General features: G+C 52.8%; 22 protein-coding genes. 20 read left to right on the top strand and 2 right to left on the bottom strand.

Translation table 11 applies throughout. From position 1 onward, the window contains the following. Window positions 1-103 precede the first annotated feature (103 nt). The 11 genes from BAQU_RS06380 to BAQU_RS06330 all read left to right on the top strand — a co-directional run bounded on the left by BAQU_RS06380 (window position 104) and on the right by BAQU_RS06330 (window position 12763). Window positions 104-1018, top strand: a complete 915-nt coding sequence (locus BAQU_RS06380; protein WP_094693707.1) for an acyl-CoA thioesterase — start codon at window positions 104-106, stop codon at window positions 1016-1018. Between the two features lie 289 nt (window positions 1019-1307). Further along, entirely contained in the window at window positions 1308-1520 is a 213-nt protein-coding gene (gene rpmE, locus BAQU_RS06375) for a 50S ribosomal protein L31 (RefSeq protein ID WP_094693705.1), read from the top strand. A 146-nt stretch (window positions 1521-1666) separates the two neighbouring features. Beyond that, the gene (prfA, locus tag BAQU_RS06370; RefSeq protein ID WP_094693703.1) at window positions 1667-2761 is read left to right on the top strand and encodes a peptide chain release factor 1; all 1095 of its coding nucleotides are present in this window, start codon (window positions 1667-1669) and stop codon (window positions 2759-2761) included. Between the two features lie 38 nt (window positions 2762-2799). Next, window positions 2800-3780: a peptide chain release factor N(5)-glutamine methyltransferase gene (gene prmC / locus BAQU_RS06365; RefSeq protein ID WP_158215655.1), complete on the top strand. Its 981-nt coding sequence runs from the start codon at window positions 2800-2802 to the stop codon at window positions 3778-3780. A 293-nt stretch (window positions 3781-4073) separates the two neighbouring features. After that, a complete protein-coding gene (locus BAQU_RS06360; RefSeq protein ID WP_094693701.1) occupies window positions 4074-4778 on the top strand; it encodes an L-threonylcarbamoyladenylate synthase in 705 nt (234 codons plus the stop codon). Continuing rightward, entirely contained in the window at window positions 4775-5947 is a 1173-nt protein-coding gene (locus BAQU_RS06355; RefSeq protein ID WP_094693699.1) for an MraY family glycosyltransferase, read from the top strand. Before BAQU_RS06360 ends, BAQU_RS06355 begins: the two co-directional genes overlap by 4 nt. Window positions 5948-6018: 71 nt before the next feature. After that, entirely contained in the window at window positions 6019-7566 is a 1548-nt protein-coding gene (guaB, locus tag BAQU_RS06350; RefSeq protein WP_094693697.1) for an IMP dehydrogenase, read from the top strand. A gap of 151 nt (window positions 7567-7717) precedes the next feature. Then, a complete protein-coding gene (gene orn, locus BAQU_RS06345) occupies window positions 7718-8419 on the top strand; it encodes an oligoribonuclease (protein ID WP_094693695.1) in 702 nt (233 codons plus the stop codon). A 210-nt stretch (window positions 8420-8629) separates the two neighbouring features. Further along, window positions 8630-10075, top strand: coding sequence for a PIF1 family DEAD/DEAH box helicase (locus BAQU_RS06340; RefSeq protein ID WP_094693693.1), 1446 nt, complete (start codon window positions 8630-8632; stop codon window positions 10073-10075). An 80-nt stretch (window positions 10076-10155) separates the two neighbouring features. Further along, the gene (locus BAQU_RS06335) at window positions 10156-11970 is read left to right on the top strand and encodes a proline--tRNA ligase (protein ID WP_094693691.1); all 1815 of its coding nucleotides are present in this window, start codon (window positions 10156-10158) and stop codon (window positions 11968-11970) included. A gap of 241 nt (window positions 11971-12211) precedes the next feature. After that, window positions 12212-12763 carry a single-stranded DNA-binding protein gene (locus tag BAQU_RS06330; protein WP_094693689.1) on the top strand — a complete coding sequence of 184 codons (552 nt, stop codon included), beginning with the start codon at window positions 12212-12214 and terminating at the stop codon, window positions 12761-12763. A 127-nt stretch (window positions 12764-12890) separates the two neighbouring features. On the opposite strand, the gene BAQU_RS06325 is transcribed toward BAQU_RS06330, so the two are convergent. Beyond that, on the bottom strand, window positions 12891-14972 hold the full coding sequence (locus BAQU_RS06325) for a M13 family metallopeptidase (RefSeq protein ID WP_094693687.1): 2082 nt from the start codon (window positions 14970-14972) through the stop codon (window positions 12891-12893). A 198-nt stretch (window positions 14973-15170) separates the two neighbouring features. Between BAQU_RS06325 and map the strand changes: the two genes are divergently transcribed. Further along, complete coding sequence (map, locus tag BAQU_RS06320; protein ID WP_094694079.1) at window positions 15171-15980, top strand: type I methionyl aminopeptidase; 810 nt, start codon at window positions 15171-15173, stop codon at window positions 15978-15980. A 260-nt stretch (window positions 15981-16240) separates the two neighbouring features. Then, complete coding sequence (locus BAQU_RS06315) at window positions 16241-17530, top strand: citrate synthase (RefSeq protein ID WP_094693685.1); 1290 nt, start codon at window positions 16241-16243, stop codon at window positions 17528-17530. Between the two features lie 175 nt (window positions 17531-17705). Here the strand turns inward: BAQU_RS06315 and dapD are convergent, their stop codons facing one another. Further along, the gene (dapD, locus tag BAQU_RS06310) at window positions 17706-18695 is read right to left on the bottom strand and encodes a 2,3,4,5-tetrahydropyridine-2,6-dicarboxylate N-succinyltransferase (protein WP_094693683.1); all 990 of its coding nucleotides are present in this window, start codon (window positions 18693-18695) and stop codon (window positions 17706-17708) included. Between the two features lie 155 nt (window positions 18696-18850). Between dapD and BAQU_RS10680 the strand changes: the two genes are divergently transcribed. The 7 genes from BAQU_RS10680 to BAQU_RS06280 all read left to right on the top strand — a co-directional run bounded on the left by BAQU_RS10680 (window position 18851) and on the right by BAQU_RS06280 (window position 26001). Then, window positions 18851-18982 carry a hypothetical protein gene (locus tag BAQU_RS10680; RefSeq protein WP_275542235.1) on the top strand — a complete coding sequence of 44 codons (132 nt, stop codon included), beginning with the start codon at window positions 18851-18853 and terminating at the stop codon, window positions 18980-18982. A gap of 101 nt (window positions 18983-19083) precedes the next feature. Further along, the gene (gene prfB, locus BAQU_RS06305) at window positions 19084-20226 is read left to right on the top strand and encodes a peptide chain release factor 2 (protein ID WP_094694077.1); all 1143 of its coding nucleotides are present in this window, start codon (window positions 19084-19086) and stop codon (window positions 20224-20226) included. A gap of 6 nt (window positions 20227-20232) precedes the next feature. Then, entirely contained in the window at window positions 20233-21783 is a 1551-nt protein-coding gene (gene ftsE, locus BAQU_RS06300) for a cell division ATP-binding protein FtsE (RefSeq protein ID WP_094693681.1), read from the top strand. Then, window positions 21780-22703, top strand: a complete 924-nt coding sequence (gene ftsX / locus BAQU_RS06295; RefSeq protein ID WP_094693679.1) for a permease-like cell division protein FtsX — start codon at window positions 21780-21782, stop codon at window positions 22701-22703. Before ftsE ends, ftsX begins: the two co-directional genes overlap by 4 nt. Before the next feature lie 107 nt (window positions 22704-22810). After that, window positions 22811-24277 carry a CHAP domain-containing protein gene (locus BAQU_RS06290; RefSeq protein ID WP_211277122.1) on the top strand — a complete coding sequence of 489 codons (1467 nt, stop codon included), beginning with the start codon at window positions 22811-22813 and terminating at the stop codon, window positions 24275-24277. Between the two features lie 54 nt (window positions 24278-24331). Next, the gene (gene smpB / locus BAQU_RS06285) at window positions 24332-24808 is read left to right on the top strand and encodes an SsrA-binding protein SmpB (protein WP_094693677.1); all 477 of its coding nucleotides are present in this window, start codon (window positions 24332-24334) and stop codon (window positions 24806-24808) included. Between the two features lie 245 nt (window positions 24809-25053). Then, entirely contained in the window at window positions 25054-26001 is a 948-nt protein-coding gene (locus BAQU_RS06280) for an ABC transporter substrate-binding protein (RefSeq protein ID WP_094693675.1), read from the top strand. The last annotated feature ends 14 nt before the right edge of the window (window positions 26002-26015 follow it).

Below are 26015 nucleotides of genomic sequence, written 5' to 3'. Positions count from 1 at the left end.
ATTTACTTGCCATGGTTAGACTTCAACAGAATAAACGGAAAATTCAAGCATCGTGTCATAACGTTGCAGGTAGAGTGTGCCATGAACGTAAAAGGGGGAGAGGATGGCTTCAACTAAATCCGCCACACCACTTGATGATTTGGTAAGGGTGCTGAGTCTGGGAGAACCTTCGGAGTACCGGAACCATACATATGTCAACGGCGAGAGTATGTATTTTCCTACAGGGCGTGTCTATGGGGGTCAGGTTATCGCACAGGCGGTGGTTGCGGCATCCAAAACGGTGCCGGAGGGTCGCCTGCCTCACTCGATTCATGGCTACTTTGTCTCTGCCGGCGACATTCGTCAGGATATACTCTTCGATGTTGAAAATCTGCGCGATGGAAAGTCTTTCTCTTCCAGACGCGTCAACGCCACGCAGGCTCAGGGTTCGATCCTGACTTCAATTTCAAGCTTCCAGGAACCGAATCAGCGTGGTGTGGAATTTGCCGATTCGATGCCCAGCGACGTGCCTGATCCGGAATCGCTTACCAGCGCGAAGGATTTGATGACACCCTATGCAGAGCAGTCACCATTCGCCAATTTCTATGCAACCAAATCTCCATTTGACATTCGACATGTCAATGCAACGCTGCTTATGGGTGCCGACAAGCAGGCGGTTGACGAAGATTCAGGCAAACAGATGGTATGGATGAAGGCAGATGGGAAGGTCAACATTTCTCAGGTCATGCATCGCGCCATGCTTGCACTTGGATGCGATCAGGTCATGATGGAGCCGGTATTGCGCCGTGCGGGTCTGAGTCTGGTCACACCCGGTATTTCCTATGCTTCTATAGATCATTCAATGTGGTGGTATCGCAATGTGGATATCAACGCCTGGCATCTCTATGTGCAAGACACACCCACAGCGGCGCATGGCCGTGGTCTGAGCTTTGCCAAGGTGTATTCGCAGGATGGTTCTCTCGTCGCGGCCATTGCCCAGGAAGCAATGATTCGCGTTCCAGACACGCCACAAAAATGAATTCGCCGATTTCGACAATGATCCAGGTCACTTTTTAAGGTCTAGGCTGCTCATTGTGAACTTACCAAAGTATAAACGATGAAATTTGGTACGGATGAGGGAATAGAACAGGGATAATTGAGTTTTATACTTCGAGAAGTTCACAATGAGCAGCGAAGTTATCGAAATGTCGTCAATATGCTGAGAGTGAGTATGCTCGGTTGAGGTTATGGCGTATAATCTCAACAGTTCCGGTTCACGTCTGTCATAGGGGCATGGCGACCCGGTGCCTTGAACTCTAGGAGTCAATATGAAGCAGGGAATTCATCCCGAATATCATGCGGTGGAAGTCACATGTTCGTGTGGCAACCATTTCATCACACGCTCGACTGAGAAAAGCGATCATATGACCGTTGATGTGTGCGCGAAGTGCCACCCGTTCTATACCGGCAAGCAGAAGATTCTCGACACCGGTGGTCGTGTCGCTCGTTTCGAAGCTCGTTACGGCAAGAAGAACAAGTAGCGTTATTGACGCCAATCCTTTCACTGGGTTTTCCTTTGCGATGCCCGGAAAAGGGTTGGCTTTTTTGTTGTATAGCTGCGTTGCGCAGTATGTATGGGCTTGCATACGATTGATAGGCAAGACAATGATAGGTGGAGAGGGATTCAATGGCATCCGATGAGCAATTCCCAGCAGCCCTCACGGCACTTGAGGAATATCGCGACATTGAGCGGCAGATGAGTCAGCCGGAGGTGGCATCGAATCCAGACAAGATGCGCAAACTTGGGCGTCGTCATTCTGAGCTTGGTCTGATTGTGAGTGCATATCAGCAATATGCACGCGTGCGGGACGACTATGAGGCCGCCAAAGAGATGGCGGATGAAGATGCAGACTTCCAGGCGGAGGCCAAACGCCTTGAATCACAGTTGCCTGGAGTTGAAGAAAAGCTGCGCAATGCTCTGATTCCGCGTGATCCTGATGATTCGCGCGATGTGATCATGGAGATCAAGGCGGGCACTGGTGGCGAGGAAGCCGCGCTGTTTGCTGGAGACCTGCTACGCATGTATACGCGCTATGCAGAAAAGCGTGGTTGGAAGACCGAGCTGATGAGTGAGAATTCCACCGAGCTTGGCGGAATGAAAGACGTTCAGATTGCCTTGCGCGCCAAGTCGGTGCAATCGCCTGTGGACGGTGTATGGGCAAGTATGAAATACGAGGGCGGCGTTCACCGCGTTCAGCGTGTCCCCGTTACTGAGTCTCAGGGTCGTATTCAGACATCCGCAGCCGGAGTGATTGTCTTCCCTGAAGCTGACGAGGATGACGATGAGATTGAAGTTGATCCCAAGGATTTGAAGATCGACATATTCATGAGTTCGGGCCCAGGGGGTCAGTCGGTAAACACCACCTATTCTGCGGTGCGCATGACTCACATTCCAACCGGCATTGTGGTGAGCATGCAGGACGAAAAATCTCAAATACAGAACAGGCAGGCGGCGCTGCGCGTCCTGAAATCGCGTCTTCTCGCGATGAAGCATGAGCAGGAAGCCGAGGAGGCCGCAGACATGCGCCATTCCCAGGTTCGTTCCATGGATCGCTCTGAACGCATCCGTACATATAATTTTCCCGAGAATCGCATTGTCGATCATCGAACGAATTACAAGGCCTACAACCTGGATCAAGTGTTAGACGGAGATTTGCAGGCAGTCATCGATTCCGACATGCAGACCGACGAAGCCGACCGTCTCGCCGCGCAACAGAAGTAAGTTGCGAGATCGTGCATCAAGCGGAGCATGGCCTGGGCTTGGGGAAGTCTGTTGAAGATATCGTTCGAGACGCAACTGAAGCGCTGAAATCATGCGGGATTGATTCGCCACAACATGATTCCATGGTGTTGCTTGCGTTCGCGGCGTCTTTCGGCTTGAGCGTCAGCGTGAATGATATTCGCACGGCGATGATTCTCGGTTCCAGCTTTGAGAGCGCCTTTACCCGCTGGAATGGCTCCGACGAGCTTTCCCTGCCGCAACAGGCAGGCGATGCCTTGGATTTGTTTGCCAAGCTGCTGCAACGAAGAATCAGACGCGAACCATTGCAATACATCGTCGGTCATGCACGATTCAGATTCCTGGACGTGCTTGTGGGCACAGGCGTGTTCATTCCACGGCAAGAGACCGAGCTTGTGGTTCAGGCTGCACTCGACTGGTTGCAACGGCAGAAGATAGGCCGGCCGGTGATGGTCGATCTCTGCTCCGGTTCGGGTGCCATCGCTGTGAGCGTGGCGACGGAAGTGCCGCACGCCCGCGTCTATGCGGTTGAACAATCTGAACGGACAATTGAGTGGACTCGAAAGAATATTCAGAAAAATCAAGCACGGATCGATGAGATCGGCAGTTCCCTGGAGCTTATCGAAGGCGATGCCACCAGCGTTCAGACTCTGCAATCGCTTGATGGGTACTGCGATGTGATTATCTGTAATCCGCCGTACATTCCAGAGCGAGAAATCCCGGCTCAACCCGAAGTCCGTGATTGGGAACCGCAGCAAGCCTTATACGGCGGTTCGCCTGACGGCCTGCGATTCCCCAAACGCATCATCGACAGGGCAGCCACACTGCTGAAGGTTGGAGGAGTGCTGGTTATGGAGCACGACATCTCGCAAGGCGCGGCCTTGCGAAACTACGCATTGGCACAAGGATATAGAAACGCACAAACTGAACAGGATCTCACACATCGTGACCGTTTCTTGATTGCTTCACGGCAGTCGCAAGCAAATACGAGTCAAAAGTGAAGGAATTTTCGGGGAACCATTAATTTTGTTGCCTATTTTAGGAATGTTGCGTGTATTGCAGCTCAACAACGTTGAAATGACGGTGCCCATACGCCGAGTTTTTCAAATGCAGGCAACAAAAAAACGGACAAGACTAAAAAACACAAAAAACAGAAGCAGATGAGAGATGCATCCGTGAGAATCGGCATTGTAGACTGAACATAGACCGTGTGCGGACATTTCCCAAAACGATGTCGGCATGCATGGCGTGCAAGAGCTTTCCAAATACAGACAAAGCGAGATGATACGGGTAAATGAGTGAGATTCGTTTAATCGACGAGGATTCCTTGGCATTGGCTGCCCAATACATTCATGAGGGCAAGTTGATTGTGATGCCAACAGATACGGTATACGGCATTGCATGTGATCCTTTCAATGACATCGCCATTGATGCCTTGTTCGAGGCCAAGCAACGTCCACGTACCAAATCGTTGCAGGTGCTTCTTGCAGATACAGACGAGATCGGGAAATTGGATCTGAGACTTCCATACCCACTTGATGTGCTTTCGGCATCGTTGCTTCCAGGGGCATTTTCGCCGATCTGCATAGCGAGCGCAGATACGCAGTTGCAGACAATCAAGCTCGAAGTCACGGCCCGAACTCAGGCAGTTCGTGTTCCTGACGCGGATAGTACTCGTCGCATTCTTGCAGCAACTGGACCCTTGGCTGCATCGAGCGCGAATATCTCAGGTCATGACAGTGCGCAGAGCGCTCAGGAAGCACAGGCGCAACTGGGCGATAGCGTTGCTCTGTATCTTGATGCCGGTACGACCCCTGGTCCAGTGGCAAGTACGGTTGTGACAACGTCCAAGAACGACGCCGATGGCATCGCAATCCTGCGAGCGGGAGTGATTCCCGAATCGCAACTGCGCGACATCATCCATGCCAGTCAGAGCATGCACCGCACGCCGAATGGCTCTCGGCCACATGAGTCGAACACGTCGGAAACCAGCGCATGAGAGTTTATCTGTTCATCGCCGCCATCGCAGGGGGTGTCACCTGGCTGGTGACGCCACTTGTTCGCCATCTTGCCATACGTATTGGAGCAGTGGGCAAAGTTCGCGCTCGCGATGTTCATACTGTGCCGACACCTCGCATGGGTGGCGTAGGCATGTTGATAGGCTTTGCCGTAGCTACGGCATATGCCAGTACGTTCCCCTTTATCAATGGGCTGTTTGCGTCCAGCAATCAGGCATGGTTCATCCTGTGCGGAGCCTTGCTGATATGCATGTTGGGTGTGACCGACGATCTGTGGGATCTCGATTGGATGCTCAAGCTGGCAGGGCAGCTGCTTATTTCAGTGTTCGTATCGTGGGGCGGCATCCAGATCATCTCGTTGCCGCTCGGTTCACTCGTCACGGCCTCTCCAAGCCTTTCCATGGCGATTACCGCCTTTTTGCTCGTTGCGTCGATCAACGCCGTCAATTTCGTGGACGGCCTGGATGGCCTTGCAGCAGGCATCGTGGCAATAGGGGGCATTGCCTTCGCCATCTATTCATATATTCTCGCCCGAACATCACCGAGCTACGCTTCTATGGCCACTCTCATCGATGTAATGCTGGTAGGGGTATGCGTCGGCTTTCTTCTTCACAACTGGCATCCAGCCAAGCTATTCATGGGCGACTCAGGATCCATGCTCCTCGGTTATCTGATTACCTGTGCATCCATCGTCATGACGGGCCGTCTCGATCCGGTTTCTATCCATGCCAGCATCTATCTTCCCGTGTTTATGCCAATACTTTTGCCGCTTTTGGTACTCTTTCTCCCCGTGCTCGATATGTTTCTTGCCATCGTTCGCCGGCTCAGCCATGGTCAGTCACCGACCCACCCTGACCGCATGCATCTGCATCATCGCATGATTCGCATTGGTCATTCCGTTCGTTCGGCTGTGCTTATTCTGTGGGGCTGGGCAGCACTTATCTCATTTGGCTCTATCATGATTCTGTTCTTCAAGGCGCAATATGTGGCGATTGGCTTTGTGATATCAGCGGTTATGCTCACCATCGCCACATTGTATCCGTATTATCGTCGTAGAATTCCAGAGATTCGCGAGGAGAATGCCGCACTGGCGGCAGCCCGCCGACGAGAAAAGGCATTCGAAGAGGAACACAAACAGCATAAGGACTGAAAATACAGGAGTTTCGATATCAGCGAAGCGAATGTGTCGCCAAGGTCAGTATCCGAATATACAGTACTGTTATGGCTACATTGACTGAACAGAATTCAGAATCCCGCTATACTCCAGTTCCACCAATGTTCGAGAAGCTCGGGCTTGCATATGATGATGTGCTCCTTCTTCCCAACGAATCGGATGTGATTCCTTCCGAGGTTGACACAACAACTCATCTCACCAAGGGGATTACGATGAAATCCCCGGTGTTGTCGGCTGCTATGGATACCGTCACCGAGGCCCAGATGGCTATCTCGATGGCTCGCAATGGTGGTATCGGGGTACTCCACCGCAACTTGAGCATCGAAGATCAGGCAAATCAGGTAGATATCGTAAAGCGCAGCGAATCCGGCATGATCTCTGACCCGCTGACCGTCACTCCCGATGCGACGCTCACCGATCTCGACAAGCTCTGCGCCGCATATCATGTATCTGGTCTGCCTGTTGTTGACACGCAGGACCATCTCGTCGGCATCATCACCAACCGTGACATGAGGTTCGTGAATCCTTCGGATTACGACACCTTGAAGGTGCGCGATGTGATGACCAAGGATAACTTGATCACCGGTCCTGCCGACATCACCCGAGAAGATGCACACCGACTGCTCGCCCAGCACAAGGTTGAGAAACTGCCTTTGCTCGACAACGAAGGCAAGCTTGCCGGACTGATAACCGTCAAGGATTTCGTGAAGACCGAACAATACCCGAATGCCACCAAGGATGAGCAAGGTAGGTTGCGTGTCGCCGCGGGCGTCGGCTTCTTCGGCGATGCATGGCAGCGTTCGACCGCATTGGTTGATGCCGGCGTTGATGTGTTGGTCGTCGATACCGCACACGGTCATGCCAAGCTCATGCTGGACATGATCAAGCGCATCAAGAGTGACCATGCCTTTGACGGCGTGCAGATCATCGGTGGCAACGTCGCGACCCGCGAGGGTGCCCAGGCTCTGATCGATGCCGGCGTTGACGCGGTGAAGGTCGGCGTTGGCCCAGGTTCCATCTGCACGACCAGAATTGTGGCAGGCGTTGGCGTACCCCAGCTCACCGCTGTTTATGATTCGAGCCTTGCTTGCAAGCCTGCCGGCATCCCATTGGTCGCCGACGGTGGCATCCATTATTCCGGTGACATTGCCAAGGCAATCGTTGCCGGTGCCGACACCGTGATGCTCGGCGGTCTGCTCGCAGGAACCGAGGAGGCTCCAGGCGAGAAGGTGCTGCTGCATGGCAAGCAGTACAAGATCTATCGCGGCATGGGTTCGCTCGGTGCAATGGCACCGCGCGGCAAAAAGAGCTACTCGAAGGATCGATACTTCCAGGCCGATGTTACCAGCAACGACAAGGTCGTTCCAGAAGGCGTCGAAGGCGAAGTTCCATATCGCGGCCCATTGAACTACGTGCTCTACGAACTTGTCGGCGGTCTGCATCAGACGATGTTCTATACCGGTGCGCGTACGATTGCAGAGCTTCAGGAAAAGGGTAAATTCATCCGTATCACGGATGCAGGTCTGCGCGAATCGCATCCTCATGACATCGTGATGACCAAGGAAGCCCCGAATTACACAGGTTTCCACAACTGATATCTGCTTCCCATCGCTGAGATCATCCCGGATGAGCACCCTTGCTCATCCGGGATTTTTCATGCACCCTGATCAACCGGGTTTCGTCCCCATTGCGGGATAACCTAAAGAGTTCGGCATTCGAGGCCGACGGGAACGAAAGGTGGAAGTTATGGGGAGCAAGGACGATATGACCTTCAGCTCAGAAGAATCGCGAATGATATGGATAGACTGCGAGATGACCGGTCTTGACATCTTCCATGACGAGCTTTGCGAGGTGTCGGTTGTTCCTACCGATTTCGACATGAATGTACTTGACGAAGGCATCGATCTGGTTATCAAGCCTTCGGATGCCGCACTCGCACAGATGAACAGCTTCGTACGTCATATGCATACATCGTCAGGTCTCATTGAGGAAATGAAGCGGGGCTTGCCTCTTGCCGAGGCCCAGCAACAGGTCATTGACTATGTCAAGCCTTTCCTGCCCAAACATGGCAAGGCTCACCTTGCGGGGAATTCGGTCGGTTCCGATAAGAAATTCCTTGACCGGTTCATGCCGAATCTGATGGATCTGCTGCACTATCGTGTGATCGATGTGAGCACCGTAAAGGAGCTCTCACGCCGCTGGTATCCGAATGTATACCTCAATAAACCTGCGAAGCACGGTGGCCACCGTGCCCTGGCGGATATCATCGAGTCTATGGATGAGCTGCGATACTATCGCAAGATGTTCTTCACACCTACCCCCGGGGCCAGCGAAACGGAGGCAAAGGCCGGTGCTGAGGAAATTGAAAGCACCAGTCTCCTGCGCACATTCGAGGAACAAGGCGCTCCCGTGGAGGATATTGCCACCCCGGAAAAGCTCGATTACTGATTTTTTGGAATAGTACGAGACGGATTGCGTTCATTGTGAACTTCTTGAAGTACAAACTTGATTTTTTCCCAAAATAGCCTTGGGCCACTGACGTTTTTCTGGTTTGATACTCTACATAGTTCACAATGAATAGAAAATATCGATGATTCCCTTCAACAAGACCTGGTGGAGGTTCAACATGGCATCAATCGCGTGTGAGATGGTGAGGATATGTTTCAAAAAGAGGCTTTAGCTATCTTGAATGCGGGTGCGAATGCGTTCATCACCGGAGCGCCCGGTGCCGGCAAGACCTTTGTACTCAATGAGTTCATCAGTCGAAAGCGCGCAGAGGGTGCCTCGGTGGCAGTGACTGCCTCAACAGGCATTGCTTCGACGCATATCAATGGGCAGACCATTCACTCGTGGAGCGGTGTAGGGGTTTCCAAGTTTCTGACGTCGGAGTTGCTGAAGCGAATCCGCAGTCGGCGCAAGCGCAGGATTGAGGCAACGGACGTGCTGGTCATCGATGAGGTTTCGATGATGCACGCTTGGCTATTCGACATGGTGGATCAGGTGTGTAGGGCACTGCGAAACAATCCCGAGCCTTTCGGGGGTCTGCAGGTTGTTCTCTCAGGTGACTTCTTCCAGCTCCCGCCGGTCACGCGTTCGCACCGTGATGCAGACATGATGATGCCCGACGAGCTGTTGCTCTCATCACGTCAGGAGTACGCACGTCTCGGCAAGGATCCCGACGGCTTTGTCACCGATTCTCTGGTCTGGCCTGCCTTGAACCCCATCATTTGCTATTTGACCGAGCAGCATAGGCAGGATGATGGCCAACTGCTTACGGTGCTGACCGATATCCGCGACGGCTCGGTGAGCCAGGAAGACCATGACGTGCTCGCCAACAGATTGGGCAAGGTGCCGGCGACATCTGAGGTCGCGGTGAATCTGTTCCCGGTGAATCGGCAGGCTGATGCCTTGAACGACATGCGCCTTGCTCAGATCATGCTTGACGCTCACGAGTTCCATGCAGAATCCGCTGGGCCAGCTCAGTTGGTTGAACGATTGAAGAAGAACATGCTGGCCCCCGAGCATCTGGTCTTGAAAGCCGGAGCGAACGTCATGGCACTGAGAAACGATCCAGACCGGCAATATGTGAACGGCTCGATCGGTACAATCAAGGGCTTCGCACAGGAGAACAAGGGTGGATGGCCCATTGTTCAATTCGAGAACGGCAATACCGTCACCATGAAACCGGCATCATGGGAAATGATGGATGGTGAGACTGTGCTCGCATCTGTCAATCAGGTACCACTGCGATGCGCCTGGGCGATTACGATTCATAAGTCCCAGGGTATGACGCTTGATAGGGCAGTCATGGATCTGCGACGTACCTTTGCTCCAGGCATGGGATATGTTGCCTTGTCCCGAGTCGAGGCCTTGGATGGCTTGTATCTGCGAGGCATCAACGAGCATGCGTTCCTTGTTTCGCCGGAAGCGGTTTCGCTCGATTCTGCACTTCGTCAGGATTCAAAGGCTGCTTCGGCCAGATTGGCGGGTGAGGGTGCGCAATCATTCACGGCAAGGCCGGCCATTGACGAGTTTGACGACGACTTGTCAGAGGAATCCGCGGAAGAATCCGCGGATGGTTTTTCACAGAGTGCTCTCTTCTAGCTCGTGTTCCAGTGAGCATTCGTCTTTAAGTGTCGAGTGCCTGAAAGCTATGTCCCTCAATATGAATACCCTTGGGATTCATGAGTTCTCAAGCACTTCGCATGTCATCACTGTTTCTTCGTACCCTGCGAGAAGACCCTGCAGATGCCGATGTCGATTCGGCCAAGCTGCTGGTTCGTGCAGGGTATATTCGTAAGACTTCGCCAGGCATATATGTCTGGCTGCCGCTCGGTTTGCGTGTTCTCGCCAAGGTCGAGGCAATCATCCGTGAGGAAATGAGTTCCATACATGCTCAGGAAGTGCATTTTCCGGCATTGCTGCCAAAGGCGCCATATGAAGCCACCCATCGCTGGGAAGAATACGGCGACAATATTTTCAGATTGAAGGATCGTCACGAGGCAGACTATCTTCTTGCCCCCACGCATGAGGAAATGTTCACGCTTCTGGTCAAGGACATGTATTCGTCCTACAAGGATCTGCCAGTGAATCTGTATCAGATTCAGACGAAGTATCGTGACGAATTCCGTCCGCGTGCCGGTCTGATTCGCGGTCGCGAATTCATCATGAAGGATGGGTATTCATTCACGATTGACGAGGATGGACTCAAGACCTGTTACAACGATGAGCGTAACGCCTACCAGCGTATTTTCAACCGACTCGGTGTGAAGTATGTGATTGTTCATGCTGTTTCCGGTCCTATGGGAGGCTCGGAGTCCGAGGAGTTTCTTGCTCCGCTCGCCATCGGTGAAGACACCTTTGCACAGGCCCCCTCGGGTAAGGCTTGGAATGTGGAGGCACTGACAACACCTGCTATGCAAGACGTTGATTTTTCTGCAACTCCTTCGATGAAAGCGTTGAAAACACCGGATTCCACCACGATTGATTCGCTGGTAAGCCAGGCAAATGCCCTGCATCCGCGCGAAGATGGGCGTGCATGGACAGCCGCCGATACCCTCAAGAATGTGATAATCGTTGTAAAGCATGCCGAAGACAAGGATCATGACAAGCCTTGGCGTGAATTGGTTGCGATTGGTGTTCCAGGAGATCGCCAGGTCGACATGAAGCGTCTTGAAGCCCAGTTTGCTCCTTCAGAAATCGAAGAGGCTTCGCCAGACGACCTGAGGAAGCATCCGGAATTGGTCAAGGGCTACATCGGACCGAAGGTGCTTGGTCCGCAAGCTGAACATGCCGGAATCGATGAACCGATCACCTATCTTCTTGACCATCACGTTGCTCGCGGAACTGCTTGGGTGACGGGAGCAGATCACGAGGGAACACATGTGTTCAATGCCGTATATGGGCGGGATTTCGAAGCCAATGGAAGCGTCGAAGCCGTTGAAGTGCGTCATGGAGACATGAGTCCGGATGGATCGGGCCCGTTGAGCTTCGAACGCGGTGTCGAAATCGGTCAGGTGTTCCAACTGGGACTGAAGTACTCCAAGGCTCTGGATTTGAAGGTGCTGAACGAGAATGGCAAGGCAGTTCCAGTATGGATGGGCTGCTACGGCATCGGCGTATCACGTGTGCTTGCGTGCATTGCCGAAAGTCATCACGATGATAAGGGTCTGGCGTGGCCAGTTGCGGTCGCTCCGGCTCAGGTGCATGTGTTGGCCACAGGCAAGGATTCCAAGGTATTCGAGGCAGCAGAACAGCTGGTTGACGAACTCGAACAGCGGGGGATTGAGACTCTGTTCGATGATCGCGCGAAGGTTTCTCCGGGCGTGAAGTTCAAGGACAGTGAATTGCTTGGCGTGCCGATCGTCGCTATCGCTGGTAGAGACACCGCAGCCAATGGCACGATTGAAATTCGTGACCGCGATGGTTCACATTCGCAATCGGTGCCCGTATCTCAAGCGGCACAGACGATTGCTGATCGGGTGGCAGAGCTCATCTAATCGGTGTTCCGCCCCAGACGCGCAACACAATGCACGACTTCGATGCAGCGTTGCTCTATGTGGTCGAATGGTGCTTGAATTCCCCAGGATGTTCGGGTTCAAGCACATTCGACCACATTCGAATATCTGGTGTATTCCTCGCTGCAATATTGGCATAGTTATCTCACCGCAGTTGGTTAGCTGCGAAAGATAACGAAAGGGCAGTTCTCACGCCCATGACAATGTTGAGGAAGGAATCATCATGGCATCACAGCAAGGAACGATCACAATCACGGGATTCGTAGCCACTGAGCCGCTGCGTATTGGCCGAGAGGAAAGCAACCCGGTCTGCACATTCCGCCTGGCTTCAACGCGTGGCTACTTCCATGTACGAAGAAACCAGTGGGAGGAGCGTGCCACGACATGGATGACAGTGAAGGCATATAAGACATTGGCTGCAAACGTACTGCAATCCATTCATAAAGGTCAGCCGGTGGTTGTCAGCGGGGTGCTGGAAACGGAGGAATGGACCGACAGAAATGGAGATCATCAATCAGCAGTGATTATCGAAGCGTCGTGCATCGGCCATCATCTCGGCCTGGGGGTGAGCTCGTTCACCCGGAAGAAAGCCTCTATTGCTCTGCCAAGTGAGCGTCACCATAAGGATGCACATCCTGATGTTCACAAGGTTGTCAGCATCGCAACGAACCAAACTCCGATACAGGCATCTGGGCGTAAGACAAACTATCGCCCATTCGAGTCTCAACCGACTAACGTTTCTGCTACGGCAACGCAATCTCTTCAGCATGCATGAATCATGAGGGCCTGAAATGGGTCGGGGTGTGTTTTCTGTGGTAACGCAGAAAACACACCCCGAACACCCGCGCGTGACTCACACAAAGCAGTAAGCATGTGCTTAAGACCAAGCACTACTCAGCTCATCACCAAATGCGTACGCGCTGCTCCGGCTCAATCCACATGCCGTCTCCTGCCTTTACGCCAAAGGCCTTGTAGAACAGATCGACGTTGCTCACAATGCCATTCGTTCTGAATTCTGCAGGGGAGTGTGGATCGATCTGCAGATATTGTTCTGCGAGTTCGTCGCGCATCTTGGTGCGCCAGATGGTGGCATAGGACAGGAAGAACCGTTGCAGTCCGGTGAAGCCATCGATCTCAGGAGCGGAGTCAAGTGCTTCCTGGATGCCTTCAGGGCTTGCGTCGCGTGGCTTACCTTGCTTCTCGTCCAATGCGAATGCATATGCTTTGAGTGAGATGTTGACGCCGCCAAGATCGCCAATGTTTTCACCAATGGTGAGTGCGCCATTGACATGCGGAGCCTTGTCCGGTGTTTCGACATATTTGTCGGCTAGCTGCTGTGGAACGAATGCATTGTATTCATCGATCAGTGCCTTGGTGCGCTTTTCGAAGTTGCTGCGGTCGCTCTCAGTCCACCAGTCGTGCAGTTGGCCGTTGCCATCATACTTGCTGCCCTGATCGTCGAATCCATGCCCGATTTCATGTCCGATGACTGCTCCGATACCGCCATAGTTGGCAGCATCATCTGCATTCGGATCGAAGAATGGCGGCTGCAAAATTGCCGCTGGGAACACGATCACGTTGAGCGTTGGCTCGTAGTAGGCATTCACAGTCTGTGGATTCATGAGCCATTCGTCTTTATCGACAGGCTTGCCGGCCTTGGAAATCTGGTAGCCAGTCTCATAGGCGTTGGCAATGCGTAAGTTTGCAATGAGGCCACGGTCGTCGCCGACCTTAAGTGCCGTGTAGTCACGCCAATGGTTGGTAAATCCAATTTTTGGCGAGAATTTGGCCATCTTGTCGAGTGCCTTCTTCTTGGTGTCTTCGCCAAGCCATTCGCTCGCGGCAATGGAGGATTCGTATGCCTTGATCAGATTACTGACCAATTTCTCCATCTGCCTCTTGCTGCTTTGCGGGAAGTGCCGTTGAACGTATTCGCGTCCCGCCTCTTCTCCGCAGGTGGAGTTGACAAGTGCAACGCCGCGCTTCCACCGGTCGCGCATCTGTGTCGTTCCGGAAAGGGTCTTGCCGTAGAAGTCGAACTTTGTCTGTTCGAAGTCCCGATTCATGAAAGTCGCCCATGCGATAAGTGTATGAACTCTCGCCCAGAGCTTGAGATCGCTGAGCTCTGTGCGGCTCCACAGATCATTGAGACCGGTAAGGAAGCTGGGTTCATGCACGATGGTATGAGCCAGGGCAGCCTTCATATCTATGGGCTGATCAGTCGCGGTAAAGGTGGCATTGTATGCGAACTGCCATGCTGAGACCCATGTATCGATGTCAAAGGAATCGAGTGCTGAACTCAACTCGTCGTAGGAGGTTGGATTATATGTCTTATCTTCGTCGCGGGTTTCCACATTGTCCCAATGATGTGCTGCGAGATGCGTTTCAAAGGCAAGGAATGCGGCAGCTTTGTCCTGAGCATCGCTCATCGGTGCTTCCTGCTGCGCGAGATGCAGGAGTTTGGCGACCATGTCCTTGTAGGCTTCACGAATTGCCGCATAGCGCTCCTCGCGATAATAGGCCTCGTCTGGAAGTCCCAGTCCGCCTTGGGCGATGTGAATGATGTTGCGTCCGGCATCACCAGGATCGCCATAGACGGCAATGTCTAACAGATCCGGGCCTCCGGTTGGATTCAGTGAGCCCAATACCTTGGTGAGTTCGGACTTGTCGGCCGCGTCTTCGATAACGCCCAAGTCGGCTGCGATTGGCTTGATTCCTGCCCGTTCGATCGCCTCGGTATCAAGGAAGCTGTTATAGATGATGGTGGATTTTGGTGCCAGTTTGGATTCATCCTCCAGAATGTCACGAATCTGCTGTTCTGCGTTCTCTGCCAGAACTGCGAAGGAGCCATATGCCGGACGGTCTGGAGGAAGTGTATAGGTATCTACCCAAGGTCCGTTTACGAAGCGGAAAAGATCCTGGGTCGGCTTGACTATTGAGGAAAATGATGTCGGGTCAATCCCTGACTGTAAATCGTGTGTCATATGCAAAAGCGTAGCCACGCAAGGTGACAATGACATAGTTCAGCAATGCTGATTTTTGGCTGATTGATTGGAGATTTGACTTATTCGAATCCGGCATCGGCAGGCTTATTGCATAGCCGGCATTCGCGTGCATACGATTATGATGGGCAAGGGGCGAGGTACGATATATACCATCCGACTATTGAGAAAGATTATCAAGTGATAGAACTGAAGACACCAGATGAGATCAAGGCCATGAGGCCAGCTGGGAAATTCGTAGGCGACATTCTCAAGAATCTGCGCGAAAACACACATCCCGGAACGAACCTGTTGGAAATCGACGATTATGTTCGTCGCCGCATCGAAGAACGCAAAGGTGCCGTATCGTGCTACGTCGATTATGCGCCTGACTTTGGAACAGGACCTTTTGCACATTATATATGTGCTTCAGTCAATGACGCTGTGCTGCATGGCGTTCCGTATGACTACACACTGAAGAATGGTGACCTCCTGTCCCTTGATCTCGCCATCACGGTCGATGGATGGGTAGGAGACTCCGCAATCAGCTTCATCGTCGGAGAAAAGAAGGATCCAGAGGATCTACGCCTGATCAAGACAACCATCGATGCCTTGCGCGCCGGCATTTCGCAGGCTGTACCCGGCAATCGTCTGGGTGATGTATCTGCAGCAATCGGGGATGTTGCGCACGAACAGGGTTATACGGTCAATCTTGAATTCGGCGGCCACGGTGTGGGGCATATCATGCATGGTGATCCGCATGTTGCCAATGATGGCAAGGCTCACCACGGGTACAAGCTCCGTTCGGGTCTGGTGATTGCCATTGAACCATGGTTCCTCAGGACCACGGATGAAATCGTTCAGGATCAGCGTGATGGATGGACCCTTCGTTCCGCTGACGGCTCTCGTGGAGCCCATACCGAGCACACGATCGCGATTACCGACGACGGTCCAATCATCCTCACCCGCCGTGATGAGGACGATGCAGCAATTCCAGACAAGGCACGATAGTTCGAGATAGACCGGCATTCACGGGTTCGGCCTGAGAACCATGCAGCGTGTGGCAGGGCAGCATATCTCGTGATGGTAAACCAGCGGTTTCCCGTGCGCTGCGGAATGCGTTTTGAGATGCCAGTTCATAGATGTAACAATCGTTCTGGTAAAATGTCGTGTTCAGTAGCGCACAGCTATGCGTGACGAACTATTCGCTAAATATCGCCCGCGACCGTATCTCTTCGAAGAAGATACGCACGAGAAGCTGGAGGCTCATTATGACCATTGCGAATTTGGATGTTGATTCCGATTCATTCAAACTTCCCGTTGTCAAGGCCACCTGTGGCCCAGACGGGATTGTCGTTTCCACATTGAGAAACGATGGATGGGTCACGCTCGATCCAGGTTTTCTTACCACTGCCCAATGCGAATCGAAGATCACCTTCATCGATGGCAACCGCTCGATTCTCAGATATCGTGGCTATCCCATCGAACAGCTGTGCGAACATTCCAACTTTCTCGAAGTCGCATGGCTGCTGCAGAAAGGATCCTTGCCCTCACGGTCGGAGTATGAGCAGTACCGCGACGGTGTTTTGAAACATACGATGGTCGGCGAGGATTTTCGTACACTGCTTGGCTCGTTCCCGCGCAATGCGCACCCCATGAGTGTACTCGCCTCGTCAGTCAATGCATTGGCAACATTCTGCCCAGATACCTGCGATATCAATGACGATGATCAGCTCGATGCGGCTGCAGCAATCATCATGGCCAAGGTGCGCACGATAGTCTCGCTGATACATCGGCGTCGTCGCAATGAGCCTTTGCTCTATCCAGACATCACGCGTGGATATGTCGACGATTTTCTTCGTATGAGCTTTGCCGTGCCATATCAGCCATTCGAATCGGATCAACTGATGGTGGAGGCTTTGGACAAGCTGCTGATCATTCACGCTGATCATGAACAGAACTGTTCGACTTCCGTGGTTCGAATCGCTGCCTCCGCACACGCGAATCTCTATTCCGCAGTTGCCGCCGGAATCAATGCACTTTCGGGCCCATTGCACGGAGGTGCGAATGAAGCGGTGCTGAAACAGCTGGAGGTCATCAAGAATTCCGGCAAGTGCGTGAAGCAGTTCGTTGAGGACGCTAAAGCCGAAGGTCGGCGCATTTCGGGCCTTGGACACCGCGTCTACAAGTCATTCGATCCCCGTGCCAAGATTGCCAAGCAATGGCTGACGCGCATCATGAATGAGCGATCGTTCAATCCGCAGAGCGAGGATCGCGAGCTTTTTGATGTCGCCACCGAGCTTGAGGACATTGCCTTGCATGACGACTACTTCGTTTCTCGCCATCTGTATCCCAACGTCGACTTCTACACGGGATTGCTGTATAAAGCCATCGGTTTCGATTCGGAAATGTTCACCACACTGTTTGCACTTGGTCGAATTCCAGGATGGATTGCCCAATATCGAGAACTTCTGAAGGATCCGATGACCAAGATCGGTCGTCCACGGCAGGTCTATACCGGAGAGCCGGAACGCGAGTATATTCCCATCGAACAACGCTGATTTGCCCCAACGAATGGCTCATTGCTCAACGAGATTTCGAGTTTTGTGGCAATTCCCAGGTTTAACCCCTGTTCTTCGGTGAAATATGACCAGAAGATCAAGGAAATGGCTATTTATACTTGGGAATTGCCACAAAACTCGAAATCTCGAGAAAAGGCACTGAACAATCGAAAAATCATCCGTTAGAATGCAGCTGAGCGTTCAATTCGATACCCTGTACCCGGCTTCTCGCCTCTACTGCTCCACTCACGGAGTTGCGCATGAAGAGTATGTGGTCCCTGCCGCTCAGCTCGGCACCTTTGACTACATCAAGTGGCTTACCGGCAGCGATCTTTGCCTTGTCATGGAGTGTCACCTTCGTTCCGGCTGTTACATACAGTCCAGCTTCGACGACGCACTGATCCCCGAGAGAAATGCCGATGCCGGCATTCGCTCCAAGAAGAGAATGCTCGCCAATGGTCACGCGGTGCCTCCCACCGCCCGAGAGCGTTCCCATAATCGAAGATCCACCACCGATGTCGGACCCATCACCAACGACCACGCCCTGTGAGATGCGACCTTCAACCATGGAAGTTCCCAGCGTTCCTGCGTTGTAATTGACAAAACCTTCGTGCATGACCGTCGTTCCCTCAGAAAGATAGGCGCCAAGACGTATGCGGTCGGCGTTGCCGATGCGCACTCCAGTCGGCACCACGTAATCGACCATGCGTGGGAACTTATCAATGGAAAGCACATTCACATCGGGAACAGGTCCCTGGCCACCTTTGGAAGCGGCCTGAATGACGTCCATCTTGCGCTGCCCATAGTCCGAAACGGCAAATGGTCCATAGTTGGTCCACACCACATTGGTGAGTGCTCCAAAGATGCCGTCGAGGTTCAGGGTGTTGGGCTTGGCAAGTCGCATACTCAAGAGATGCAGTCGCAGATAGGCATCCGCCGCATCTTCGATGGGATTGTCAAGTCTGCTGACCGTAAACACAGGAATTCTGCGTACTCCACGAAGATCGGCTTCATGATGGACAAGACTGCCGAAGCCATGATCCTCTCGTTCGGAGAGTTCCGGCACCTTGCCGATTTCGAGTTTTGGATACCATACATCCAAGGTGTCACCAGCGGCACTTATGCTCGCCAAACCCCAACCCCATGCAGTACGACTTGATTCCATTGGTTTCTCCTTTGTGTGCGACGCCTATCGGCAAGCAGCCCAGTGTTGAGCCCAGCGACTCTGTCCCCAGAATAAAGCCCACCCAAGATAGCTGTCTTGTGTGCATCTACTGTGCATATCCATCTCGGGGGAGTGTTTGTGTACCATGTGTGTATATGAGCAATGACCAAAAGGAACACAGAAACGCGCAGAACAGGCGGAAGATGATTACCCGCATTGTTGTTGCCGTACTCGCTGTGGCTATGTTCGCCTCACTTGTCATTCCAGCTGTCATCTCAGGGCTTTGACCTTTCCCAATGGAGCAGGTAGTTCATCAATGATGGATACTGATGTGAAATCAGTGTAAGCAAAGGGAACATAGCCGGTTGATGCCGGTAGGGTGGTAATGATGGCAGAATTTGATGTTAATCAAACAATAGAGCAGGCTCGCTCTACCTATGAGTCGATTGCCAAGGCAGTCGATCCTGGCGTGCTGAAAAGCAAGATACATGAACTGGAACAGCAGGCGAGTGCTCCCGGACTCTGGGATGATCAGGATCATGCCCAGCAGGTGACCAGTGCACTTTCCGTTGCACAGACGCAGTTGCGCCATCTTCAATCCGCAAGGCAGCGCTTGGAAGATGTCGAGACACTGTTGGAGATGGCGCAGGAGGAAGAGGATAGAGACACTCTTGATGAGGCTCAGCGCGATGCCGAACAACTGCAAAAAGATCTCTCGGATATGGCAATCCAGACCTTGCTCGACGGCGAGTACGATGCTCGTGCTGCAGTCGTGACGATTCGTTCTGGTGCTGGCGGTGTCGACGCAGCAGACTGGGCACAGATGCTCATGCGCATGTACTTGCGTTGGGCTGAGCGTCACGGATTCAAGACCCAGATCATGGACACCTCATATGCAGAGGAGGCGGGCATCAAGTCTGCCACGTTCCAGGTTAACGCTGCATACGCATATGGAAGGCTTTCGGTCGAGGGTGGCACGCATCGTCTCGTTCGCATTTCTCCATTCGACAATCAGGGGCGTCGTCAGACAAGTTTTGCAGCAGTAGAGGTAATTCCACTCGTTGAGGCGACAGACCATATCGACGTGCCGGATTCCGATATTCGCGTGGATACATACTGCTCGTCGGGACCTGGCGGCCAGGGTGTGAATACCACGTACTCCGCCGTGCGCATCACGCATTTGCCGACGAACATCGTCGTGACGATGCAGGATGAGCGCAGCCAGATACAGAACCGGGCAGCTGCAATGGCCGTGCTGCAGTCGCGTCTGCTCGTGCTTCGCCACGAGGAAGAGGCCAGGAAGAAGAAGGAGCTTGCCGGTGACATCAAGGCCAGCTGGGGCGACCAGATGCGCTCGTATGTCTTGCATCCATATCAGATGGTGAAGGATCTTCGCACTGGGTATGAGACGTCTGACACCCAGGGTGTTTTCGATGGTGACATTGATGCCTTCATCGATGCCGGAATTCGTTGGAGACATCAGCAGCGGCGCGAGGCTGCTGAGGAGAAAGCGGAAGAGAATAAGGAGTAGTTTCTGATGGCGCTTATTTCAATGAAGCATGTAACCAAAATCTATCCGAAGGGCACTCGCCCTGCTTTGGACGACGTGGATCTTGAGATTGAGCGTGGCAACTTCGTCTTTCTTGTAGGGGCATCCGGTTCTGGAAAGTCGACACTGCTGAGCCTTCTGCTCCATGAGGAGCTCGCGACCGATGGCGAAATCAGGGTTGCCGGCAATGATCTTCGCAGGCTGAGCAATCGCAGAGTCCCACAATATCGTCGTTCTTTGGGATTCGTTTTTCAGGACTACAAGCTGCTGACAAATAAGACCGTATGGCAGAACGTTGCGTTTGCGCTTGAGGTGATTGGGACTCGGCGCTCGACAATACGTTCGCTCGTGCCGCAGGTCTTGAAGACCGTCGGCCTGATCGGCAAGGAGAATAACTTTCCTCACGAACTTTCTGGCGGCGAGGCGCAGCGCGTCGCCATCGCACGAGCATATGTGAATCATCCCCAGATTCTTCTTGCGGACGAGCCGACTGGAAACCTTGATCCGACCACATCTCTGGGCATCATGGAAGTTCTTGATGCCATCAATCGCACTGGAACAACCGTCGTTATGGCAACACATAACGAGGAAATCGTGAACTCCATGCGCAAACGCGTCGTCGAACTGCATTCTGGGAAAATCGTGCGTGATGAACGTAATGGCTCGTATGATTCTGCAAAGTTCTTCCCTGATGCCGATGTCGCCGCCAAGGCACATCAGGCTTTGAAGCGAGGGGCGGCGGTGAATGTCGCCCAGAGCGCAGAGAGCGGGGCCATCTCTCAGCCTCTGGTCTCCGCAGTCCCGTCATCGATGGAATCTTCAACTGCCAATGCGCATGATATGGATAGATTCAAGAACACTCTCGTTGAGAGCAAAGCCGTGAACGATGCAGATGAGGGACACGAAGCGTCGCGCAGATCCGCAGATAACGGCACTGGATCCAAGGGCTCCTCCCACACTGAACATGGGGAAGCGGCCGAACAGGGCTCGGCTGAGCAGGGCAAGGTGGAACAGAACTCCTCAGGTGTTTCGTCGCCGGCGCCATCTGTACCGCCATCATCAGCTTCATCGACGCTGCCACAGCCGCCTGCCAAGACTGAATCCGAAGCGGTGGAGCACCATAAGGATGCTCACGATGAATTTCCGACAGAAGCACGTCCTGGGACTTCACTATCAGACGAGCATGTCACCAACGGGACTCGAACGAATTCACATGCACCTGCCAGAGATGCTTTCAATGCGTCTCAGTATGAGGACACGGCCAATGAAGGCATTGCGCGCTTGGCCAAATCGGTGCATTCAGGCAAAACCGGTCGGTATGGCAAGGCTTTCGCACCTGTTGAGAATACTCTGACGTGGGGCAAAGGCATAACGGCCGAAGATGTCAAGGCTGCAGCCAATAAGCCTCCGACACCGCCAAAGGCTGCTTCCCACGAGCCAGGGCAGGTCAAGGAGCATAATTCCAAGCGGCAATCATCCCCTTCAGCATCACAGCCAACGCCGCCATCAGCAGATGGTCATGAGGAGGCCAAACAATGAGATTGCGTTTCATTCTCTCTGAAACTTGGACAAGTCTCAAGCGAAACGGTTCCATGATTCTTTCGGTCACGCTCGTGACTTTCATTTCATTCCTTTTCATCGGTGCGGCAGTGCTGATGCAGGCACAGATCACGAAGGCAAAGGGGGATTGGTACGACAAGGTCGAAGTGGTTGTTTGGCTATGTCCTGATGGCACGAGTCAGGCCGCGTCATGCGCATCCGGCAAATCGCCAACTCAGGACGAGATTGTCAACATAGAAGACACCATCAACAATGAGCTTTCGAATGATGTTGCGAAAATCACCTATGTGAGCAAGCAACAATTCTACAAAGACACATTCCTGAAGCAATATCCTAATGGTGTGTATCAAGGTCGAACCCTGACCGCTGCAGACATGCAGGATTCGTTACGCTTGAAGCTTACCGACCCACAAAAGTATCAGGAAGTATCCGAGGTTCTCACCGGCAGAACCGGCATTGAGCAGGTTGAGGATCAGCGGCAGATTTTCGATCCCGTGTTCAATGCTCTGAACAAGGCGACGGAGGTCACGGTGGTGCTTGCAGGTGTGATGGTTGTCGTCGCAATCATGCTCACGGGAACCACGATTCGTATGTCTGCAGCCTCTCGACGTAGCGAAACCGAAATCATGCGCTATGTTGGTGCATCTAACTGGACGATTCGATTACCGTTCATTCTTGAGGGTTCTGTGGCTTCGATCATCGGCTCGCTGCTTGCCGTTGGCACGTTGAGTCTCGTTGTTGATACCTTCATCACGAACTGGCTTGCGAAGTCCATCACGTGGATGCCCTTCATCAGGCAAAGCAATGTACTGGTCACGGCACCGTTCCTTATTGTGGGGGCAATAATCCTTTCAGCGCTTGCATCTGCCGTTTCGCTCAGAAGGTATTTGAAGGCATAAGGAGCGGGCAATATTGATCGAATTGTTCAAAATTATGTGATGGATGCTGTGATTATGAGTTTGACACGCTACAATGTCACACACGAAGTAGTTGAAAGGTTGATGTAATGGGTGCAACGCGAGGACGACGCGCTTTGGTGTGCGCTGCAATGAGTTTTGCCATGTTCATGACCATCGGTGTGGCGAGTGTGAGTACTGCGGTCTCCACTGCCGAAGCGGTTCCGAGCTATTCTCAATATCAGCAGGCGGTTGAAACCAACAATCAGCTCAAGGCTCAGCTTGCCGGAGTGAGCACTGATTTGCAAAACAAGATTTTGGAACTGAACGATCTGACATCCAACCAGATTCCAGCAGCCCAAACAGCCGCGAATGCTGCCCAGGATGCTGCGCAGCAGGCGAAGGATCAGGCGAGTGCAGCCCAAGACAGGCTCAATGCGGCACAAGCCGATAAGACGGATCTAGAGAAGAAGATCGCGCAGACCGGTGCCAATTACGATGATGCCAAAGAGGCAGTGGCCCAGTTGGCTCGTGATAGTTTCCACGGTTCAAGTACCTCTCAGGTCATGGATGTCGTGACCAATTCCAAGACCACCCAGCAGTTTGTGGATTCGATGCAGGCAAATGTCGCTGTTACCCGAACAGAGAGCCAGGCAGCGGACTCAGCGGCTACCACACTGAATACTTCCATGAATCGTAAGCAGCGGCTTGAGTCGATCGAACAGGAAATTGCGACGTTGAAAACGCAAGCTGACCAGCAGTCAGCATCAGCGCAGAAGGCCGTGTCTGAGGCTCAGGCGAAGCAGGCCTCACTGCAGAAGCTGCGTGATGAAGGTACAGCACAACGCACCAGTCTGGAAGCACAGAAGGGCCAGCTGACTTCGGCTTCTGCCAAGCAGGCTGCCGACATCGTTACGATCAAGTCCCAGATCGATTCCTATAATCAGCAGGTTGCGGCTGCAGCGGCACAGGCATCTGCAAGTTCTGGAGGGGCTCAGCAGGTTTCCACAGGCAGAACTTCATCGTCTTCAGGATCATCAGGATCTCAGTCTTCATCGAGTTCTTCAGGATCGAGTTCCGGTTCATCATCGAGCTCTGGTTCATCATCAAGCACAGGTTCAGCAGCATCATCAGGTGCAAGTGGCATGAGCTATGCCGTTCCGGGAAGTTGCGGCTCCACGGCGACATACTGCTATGGACATAGCACTGGAAGGTCGAGCGTCGGTTCAGGGGCATATCCGTCAAGGCAATGCACCCTTTGGGCATATCTTCGTCGAACTCAGTTAGGACTTCCCGTTGGGTCATATATGGGCAATGGCGGTTCCTGGGCTGCAACGGCTCGGAGTCTGGGGTATTTGGTGAACAACACGCCTCATGTCGGAGCAGTCATGGTTGTGGCACCAGGGCAGCGCGTCACCACGTGGAATGCGAGTGCGGCCTATGGGCATGTGGCCGTTGTTGAACGAGTGAATTCCGATGGTACGATTCTGATTTCAGAAGGTGGAACTGGCTTCTCAACGTTCCCCTATTCGGAGATCGTTTCCAGCCCAAGCAGATTCCAATACATTCAATACTGAAATCGCTTCAGACATGTGCTGAAGCGTGACAATACGCTATTAAAGAAGGGCACTATGTCAAAGGAAGAGGGGACTTCGACGGTCGCCACCAATCGTCGTGCACGACACGATTATGAGATAGAGGATCACATTGAGGCCGGTGTGGCGTTGACGGGTACCGAGGTCAAGTCGCTGCGCGAGGGACGTGCATCACTTGCGGAATCGTTTGTGAGCATCGACCGCCGCGGTGAAATGTGGCTCGAGAATGCCAACATTCCAGAATATCTCAATGGAACATGGAATAACCATGCCCCAAAGCGCAAGCGTAAGCTGCTGCTTCACACTCGCGAGATTGCCAAGATGTCTCGCCAGACCGAGGCAAAAGGGTATACGATCATCCCCTTAAGCATCTATTTCAAGGATGGCAGGGTAAAGGTAGAGATCGCCCTAGCCCGTGGCAAGCGTGAATATGACAAGCGTCAAAGCCTTCGTGAGGCTCAGGACAAGCGCGAGGCGCAACGAATGATGCGGTACAAGAACAGGCAGGGCTGAACTTTCTGCTCATTGTGAACTCCTTGGAGTATACATACGTCAAAATGCTTGAAAATGGTCGATGTTTCGCGAATATTTGGCTTTGATACTTTGATGAGTTCACAATGAGCGCGTATTTCATCCGAACGCAATGCTGTACAGGTGCCCGATGTCGGTGATGTAACCGAATTGTGACATAAGGCATTGTATTGAGGCTGTATGGTTATGCGTACCATAAGTTTGGTCTCATCTAGAGGGAGAGAGCATTGAAAATTTCAACGAGCATCAAGGCTGCCATTTCGGCAACCGTGAGTGTGGCCCTGTTGGCTGCCGTTGCGGCTTGCGGCACAACTGATTCGAGCGAGAGTGCAAGTTCAGGAACCGCTTCTTCGTCTGCGGCGGATATTCGTCCCTATGATGTGAGCTCAGTGCAGAAGGATGATGCCATTGCAGCGCTGCTTCCCGCGAGCGTTGCGAAGAGTGGGACCTTGACCGTCGGCATGGATACGTCATATGCACCTGCGGAATTCCTTGATTCGGATGGCAAGACACCTATCGGTTATGATGTCGATCTGCTCAATGCTCTCTCACGGGTACTGGGACTGAAGTCCAATCCTGAAACCGCAACCTTCGATTCAATCATTCCAAGCATCGGCAGCAAATACGATATTGGCATTTCAAGCTTCACCATCACCAACGAACGCATGAAAGCCGTTGACTTCGTCTCATACTTCAAGGCTGGGATGTCATATGCGGTAAAGAAGGGGAACCCCCAGAAGATCGATGCCAACAATCTGTGTGGTGTCAATCTTTCAGTGCAGACTTCCACGACCGAAGAGGAAGACATCGATGCTACAAGCAAGAAGTGCGTTGCCGATGGCAAGAAGGCAGTCAACGTACTCTCGTACAAGCAGCAGACGGATGTCACCACTGCACTGGTGACCGGCAAGGTCGACGTGCTCTACGTTGATAGCCCGGTTGCAGGCTATGCGATCCGTCAGACTGGCGATCAGCTGCAGACTCTGGGCAACGATGTCGGCATCGCTCCGCAGGGCGTCGCAGTCAAGAAAGGCGACACGGCAATGGCTGACGCTGTTCAAAAAGCGATGCAAAAGCTGATGGATGACGGAATGTATACTAAGATACTTTCACATTGGGGGGCACAGGACGGGGCCATATCCAAGGCAGAAATCAATCCTGCCACTTCCGACTGATGCCTGGTGCATGA

This window comes from Bifidobacterium aquikefiri (assembly GCF_002259795.1).
Lineage (GTDB): Bacteria > Actinomycetota > Actinomycetes > Actinomycetales > Bifidobacteriaceae > Bombiscardovia > Bombiscardovia aquikefiri.
This window is presented reverse-complemented; position numbering and strand designations above follow the sequence as displayed.

Bases quoted from the DNA above. Each gene is read 5' to 3' on its own strand.
- BAQU_RS06315 (WP_094693685.1), top strand. From the start codon at position 16,241: ATGACCATTGCGAATTTGGATGTTGATTCCGATTCATTCAAACTTCCC.
- BAQU_RS06360 (WP_094693701.1), top strand. From the start codon at position 4,074: ATGAGTGAGATTCGTTTAATCGACGAGGATTCCTTGGCATTGGCTGCC.
- BAQU_RS06380 (WP_094693707.1), top strand. From the start codon at position 104: ATGGCTTCAACTAAATCCGCCACACCACTTGATGATTTGGTAAGGGTG.
- BAQU_RS06330 (WP_094693689.1), top strand. From the start codon at position 12,212: ATGGCATCACAGCAAGGAACGATCACAATCACGGGATTCGTAGCCACT.
- dapD (WP_094693683.1), bottom strand. From the start codon at position 18,695: ATGGAATCAAGTCGTACTGCATGGGGTTGGGGTTTGGCGAGCATAAGT.
- orn (WP_094693695.1), top strand. From the start codon at position 7,718: ATGGGGAGCAAGGACGATATGACCTTCAGCTCAGAAGAATCGCGAATG.
- guaB (WP_094693697.1), top strand. From the start codon at position 6,019: ATGGCTACATTGACTGAACAGAATTCAGAATCCCGCTATACTCCAGTT.
- ftsX (WP_094693679.1), top strand. From the start codon at position 21,780: ATGAGATTGCGTTTCATTCTCTCTGAAACTTGGACAAGTCTCAAGCGA.
- rpmE (WP_094693705.1), top strand. From the start codon at position 1,308: ATGAAGCAGGGAATTCATCCCGAATATCATGCGGTGGAAGTCACATGT.
- BAQU_RS06290 (WP_211277122.1), top strand. From the start codon at position 22,811: ATGGGTGCAACGCGAGGACGACGCGCTTTGGTGTGCGCTGCAATGAGT.
- BAQU_RS06335 (WP_094693691.1), top strand. From the start codon at position 10,156: ATGAGTTCTCAAGCACTTCGCATGTCATCACTGTTTCTTCGTACCCTG.
- prfA (WP_094693703.1), top strand. From the start codon at position 1,667: ATGGCATCCGATGAGCAATTCCCAGCAGCCCTCACGGCACTTGAGGAA.
- BAQU_RS10680 (WP_275542235.1), top strand. From the start codon at position 18,851: ATGAGCAATGACCAAAAGGAACACAGAAACGCGCAGAACAGGCGGAAG.
- prfB (WP_094694077.1), top strand. From the start codon at position 19,084: ATGGCAGAATTTGATGTTAATCAAACAATAGAGCAGGCTCGCTCTACC.
- BAQU_RS06340 (WP_094693693.1), top strand. From the start codon at position 8,630: ATGTTTCAAAAAGAGGCTTTAGCTATCTTGAATGCGGGTGCGAATGCG.
- smpB (WP_094693677.1), top strand. From the start codon at position 24,332: ATGTCAAAGGAAGAGGGGACTTCGACGGTCGCCACCAATCGTCGTGCA.
- ftsE (WP_094693681.1), top strand. From the start codon at position 20,233: ATGGCGCTTATTTCAATGAAGCATGTAACCAAAATCTATCCGAAGGGC.
- BAQU_RS06355 (WP_094693699.1), top strand. From the start codon at position 4,775: ATGAGAGTTTATCTGTTCATCGCCGCCATCGCAGGGGGTGTCACCTGG.
- BAQU_RS06325 (WP_094693687.1), bottom strand. From the start codon at position 14,972: ATGACACACGATTTACAGTCAGGGATTGACCCGACATCATTTTCCTCA.